The organism is Haloferax sp. s1, from assembly GCF_058382125.1.
The window spans coordinates 1-4,627 of record NZ_JBZRPK010000437.1 but is presented as its reverse complement, the minus strand read 5'-3'; the positions used below and the strand labels follow the sequence as shown (position 1 = coordinate 4,627).

The following is a 4,627-nucleotide window of genomic DNA, read 5'->3' as shown; positions in this document are numbered from 1 at the left end:
GCCGACGTGACCCCCGTGACGCCCCGCAAGACGTACGTGGCCCTCCGCGACTGAAGCAATCCATTCGAGACGCGATACCGCCGAGAGCAACCGACAAACGAACTACCGATAGACGCGACAAAAACGACGCTTCTTCTCACCGACCACAGACGCGAATCGCCGATGCGAGTTCTCGAATTCGAGTACTGGGCAGACTGTTCGGCGACGCGGTGACGACTGGTTCGAATCGGTCGACAGCCTCGCTGAGACGAGTATCAGCTGGAACCGCCGTCGCTGGTGCGCCGAGTACGTCGGCGAAGGCGTCGAGCGGCGGGTCGTCGACGGTTCGGTTGACCGCGACAGCAGCGAGACCGCATCCAAGCTCCCGAGCGAGTTCACGGGTTCGGACCGCGTCGGCCAGCGCGTACCGTTTCGGCGACGCGACGACGACACAGGCGTCCGCGATAGCGAGCGGTACTCCCGCGTTGGCGCGCATTCCGGCTGGGCAGTCCACGACGACAGTTCCGTACGCGGCTTCGACCGCGTGGAGTACATCATCGAGGCGGCGCACGTCGGCCGCGCGGGCACCGGCGAGTGTCCGTCCGCAGGGGAGAATCGAGACTGGTGCACCCTCGCGGACCGCTTCGGTCGGGTCGGCACGGCCCGCGAGCACGTCGTGGAGGTCCGGGCCGGGTGCGTACGGAAGGTTCGCCATCCCGAGGTCGGCGTCTACGACGACAGCATCCAAGGCCGCACCGAGTTCGAACGACAGCGTCGACTTACCGACGCCGCCCTTGCCGGAGACGACGGCGAGAATCATGCGAGCCTCCGGAGTGCTTCGATGTCGGGGTCGGCGTCGGCCGCTCGGTCGGCAAGCGTCGTCGCACGTTCGGCCAGTCGCCGCAGTTGAGCGCGGTCCGCATCGAGTGATTCTACGTCCTCGATGCTGGCGTCCGAGGTAGAAAGCGCCGTCGCCGCCGCGTCAACTGATGCGCCATCGAGTTGTTCAGCCAGTTCGATTCGGTGCGCCACAGCAGCGAGAAACGAAGAATCGAGGTGTTGGTCGGCGTCGGGTGCCGTCGGTATCGGGTCTGCAGTCGCGTCCGAGTCTATTTGCGCAGCGTCTACTGCCGGGGGTGTCGCCGAAGGCGCAGAAGGACCCACGGTCTCAGACTCGGAGCAGTCGCTTTCTCCCTCACCATGGGTATCGGCGACTGCCGCCGCGACGTCGGCGTCGGTTGGGCCGCGAACTGACGCTTCCGACTCGGGGACAACCGTGCTGTCGGCAGTCGAGGGAGACTCCGAGGTCGGCGCTGGAACCGCGTCTGCGGGCGGGCGAGACGCACCGAGTTCCCGAATCGCGTCCGCAGCAGTCGACCGGTCCTGTTCGTCTGTCTCGTCCGCCCGGCCAAGAACGTCGATATCGACGACAGTCGCCGGGTCTACGTCGCCACTGAGGTCCGGCCCGGATGGAGACAACGGGCAAGCGTACCCGAGTGCAACTGTCGATTCGGCGGGGACGACGCCCTCGAACCCGTCGTCGTCCCAGCCGGGGGCCGGGACACCGGCCCGACGAGGTGGGAGAACCGGACCATCGAGACGGTTCTGGAGGCGAACGCGCTGGTCGACCGGCGCGGCGTTGTCGAATCTGACCGTCACGAGGACTACGTCGTCCACGACGGTTACGTCGACATCGGAGTGCATGGCGGGGCTGGCCGCCTTATGGTATATAAATCGATGCCCGGAACGACCCAAGACTGAGACGTGAATCGGAGTTTGACGACTCAACACCGGATAACGGGTGTATCGAGCCAACGTGCGGCGGTCTCAACGTCACCGAAGAACCGACGCGTCAGGACGACCGGTGCGTCCAGATCAGCGAGACGGACGGCAGCGAGGGCGTCTACGACCGAACTTCGGTTCGGGTTCGAATTTGAGTTTGAATTCGAGCTCGCGTCCGAAGCAGCATCAGTCGGCTCGAAGAACTCCGCAGTGAGTTCGCGAACAGTATCATCGAACTCCTCGCTGAGTTCGGCACAGAAGTATGACCGGCGTTCACGCCGCCGATTTGCAATCGCATCGTGGAGTCGAAGACGTTCTTCTCGTCCGTCGCGAGCGCGCCGGGCAGCGCGTTCGAGCGCTTCCAACCGCTGTTCGGCCGCGATTCGCTCTGTCTCCACCTCGGAGAGTTTCGTGGCTATTTCTACGAGTTCCGACTGCGTGGAGGCCGCTGACGCGTCGTCTCCGGCCTCGCGGTGGGCGTTGAGCCGTCCGCGGAGCGTCGCTACGCGTTCTCGGAGTCGGGTTTCGTCGTCTCCAGCGGCGGCGACCCGGCGGCGCGCTTCCCGGAGTTCAGATGCGGACGGTACGATGTGGTCAGGGGAGTCGTCTTCAGTTTGGCCCTCGTGTTCGGCAAGTCGCGCTTCGAGTTGGGCGAGTTCGTCGTCAACCGGTGTTTGCAGTCCGCGTGACCGGCCAACTGCGACGAGGAGTTGGCCTCGTGACGGTGGTGATTCAGGAACCGGAATTCGAGCGAGTCGGTCGTAGCCCGGTCCCGGAGTCGGACAGTCGACCCAGAGTCCGCTATCGGTTGCGGCGGGGGACTGAATGTCGTCGCCCGCTCCGTCGGGAGTTCGAACCGCGTCCACCACCGCGGCGGGGTCGAGGCCGACGTCAGACAGGTCGGAAGTACGGCCCGCTCGAACAGTTCCGTCGGGGAGTCGAATCCTCATAGTTCTCGGTCTCGCATTTCCGACGCGGACGGGTAGTCGGTTCCCGTGGCGAACTTGCTGTACGGCGTCGCCGGTGAATCACGGGCCTCGTACGCTTCAGCCGCCTCGCGGACCGACTCGGGAACGGTCGTAAACTCGTTGAACGGCGCAGTCCGCTCTATCTGCACGTCAGCATCGTGTTTCTCGCGGAGTCGCAGTGCAAGGAAGGCGGCCAACTCCGTCTCGTCGAACAACGCGGCGCGTCCGAGTCGACGAACGACAACGTCCTCGTGGCTCCGACAGATGTTTCGAAGCGTCGTCCGCGCCGCCTGCGAGTAAGTCACGACCAACAGCACGAACACCCCGTCACAGAGTCGGAAGAAAAATCGTTCGACGTGCCGTATTTCGTGTTGTTGAGCCGTCTTGTTTCCGAATTGTTGGTTTTCCAGGCGACCGCATTGCCGAACTGTTGTTCCCTAACTGTTGCGCTGCCGAACCGTCGTCCTGCGGTTAGACGCGCTCGACCGAGAAGGACACGTCGTCCCCGTCGTCGGTCGCGTTGGTCAGCAGATCTTGCACGCGCGTCGTCGCCTCGTCTTCGGTGGCGGCGAGGACGACGATACCTTCCGCGCGGTCGTCGCCGACGGCTTTCCACGCCTCGAGCGTTTCGTCACCGGTGTCGGACTCGAACTCGGTTGCAAACGTTCGGAGGACGGTTACGACGCGTCGCTCGGTACTGGCGAGGTCCGCCTCGCCCGATTCGAGGTCGCGGATGGCGTCTTCGATGTTTCGGAGGGCTGAGATTCGGTCCATATTATGTCGCCCGGTAGACGTCGCCGCGTGGTTCGTAGATATCGCCTTTCATCTTGAGCTTCTCCAGTTGGTCGATGACGGTCTTTTCGTCCATGTTCAACTCGGTGTTGGCGCGTTCGACGACCTCTTCGTGCGGCGCGCCCTCCTCGTACTCCTCCTGCATAGTGCGGATGAGTTCGAGCAGGTTCTTGATACGGTCGCGCTGGGTCTTCGAGCGACCCGTCTCCACGATGTCGGCGTCGAATTCGCCGGTTTCGGGGTCCATGCCGATATCGCGGAGACACGACTCGACGATGCTGGTGACGCGCTCAGCGTCCTCGCGGGTCACTTTGTCCGAGAGGCGGACGCGGGCGGATGCCTCGCCAAGGCGGACGAGCGCTTCGAGTTTCCGGGCTGTCACGGGAACGGGGGCGTCTTCGTCGGCCCCGCGAGCGCGGAAGTCGACGTAGAAGTCGCGGATGACGTTCTTTGCTTCCTCCGTCATCGTCGGGTAACAGGTCCGCTTCGCGTAGGCGATATACTTGCGAAGGAGTTCCGCGTCGATAGTCGGTGCGACCTCGTCGGTGACGGCGTCAATCTGGTCTTCTGTGAACTCGGAGTTGGCGACGTTCGTCCGTTGGGTGTTCAACTCACCGGCGTAGTTCGTCTTGAGAATGTGTTCTGCGAGTTCGGAGTCGGTGTCGGGGTCGGGGTTGTCCGTGACCGTGAAGATGAGGTCGAATCGAGAGATAAGCGCCGGTTCGAGGTCGATTTGCTCGCCGATGGATTCGTACTGGTCGAAGCGACCGTACTTCGGGTTTGCCGCGCCGAGGAGCGAACAACGCGATTTGAGCGTCGCGTTGATACCCGCCTTGGAGACCGAAATCTGCTGTTGTTCGAGCGCTTCGTGCATAGCCGAACGGTCTTCGGAGTTGTGCACGACCATTCCATTGGCGACGAAGTTGTGCGTTCCCTCGACAGTCAGGTCGTACACCTTTGGCTTCGAACGGGACCCGATGGCATCGAGAAGGCGTCGAGCATCCGAACGAATGTCGGAGAAGCGCGCGTTTGCCACCTCAACCACGTCAGTAAACCGGTCCGTCTCGACGACGCCGTTGAACCACCGCGAGACGGTCGAGCCAGCA

At 63.4% G+C, this 4,627-nt stretch carries 5 protein-coding genes and 1 pseudogene; all 6 read right to left on the bottom strand.

Annotated elements, in window-relative coordinates; all coding sequences use genetic code 11:
* Positions 1 to 136 precede the first annotated feature (136 nt).
* Positions 137 to 799 carry an AAA family ATPase gene (locus QT222_RS06135; RefSeq protein ID WP_491476644.1) on the bottom strand — a complete coding sequence of 221 codons (663 nt, stop codon included), beginning with the start codon at positions 797 to 799 and terminating at the stop codon, positions 137 to 139.
* The gene (locus tag QT222_RS06130) at positions 796 to 1,683 is read right to left on the bottom strand and encodes a DUF7857 domain-containing protein (RefSeq protein ID WP_491476643.1); all 888 of its coding nucleotides are present in this window, start codon (positions 1,681 to 1,683) and stop codon (positions 796 to 798) included. The genes QT222_RS06135 and QT222_RS06130 overlap by 4 nt, the downstream gene beginning before the upstream one ends.
* A gap of 80 nt (positions 1,684 to 1,763) precedes the next feature.
* Positions 1,764 to 2,711: a DUF7856 family protein gene (locus QT222_RS06125; RefSeq protein ID WP_491476642.1), complete on the bottom strand. Its 948-nt coding sequence runs from the start codon at positions 2,709 to 2,711 to the stop codon at positions 1,764 to 1,766.
* On the bottom strand, positions 2,708 to 3,046 hold the full coding sequence (locus tag QT222_RS06120; protein ID WP_004058375.1) for a DUF7855 family protein: 339 nt from the start codon (positions 3,044 to 3,046) through the stop codon (positions 2,708 to 2,710). The genes QT222_RS06125 and QT222_RS06120 overlap by 4 nt, the downstream gene beginning before the upstream one ends.
* Positions 3,047 to 3,200: 154 nt before the next feature.
* Entirely contained in the window at positions 3,201 to 3,503 is a 303-nt protein-coding gene (locus QT222_RS06115) for a DUF7854 family protein (RefSeq protein ID WP_004058377.1), read from the bottom strand.
* A 1-nt stretch (position 3,504) separates the two neighbouring features.
* A pseudogene (locus QT222_RS06110) lies at positions 3,505 to 4,627 on the bottom strand (LAGLIDADG family homing endonuclease); the annotation flags it as partial.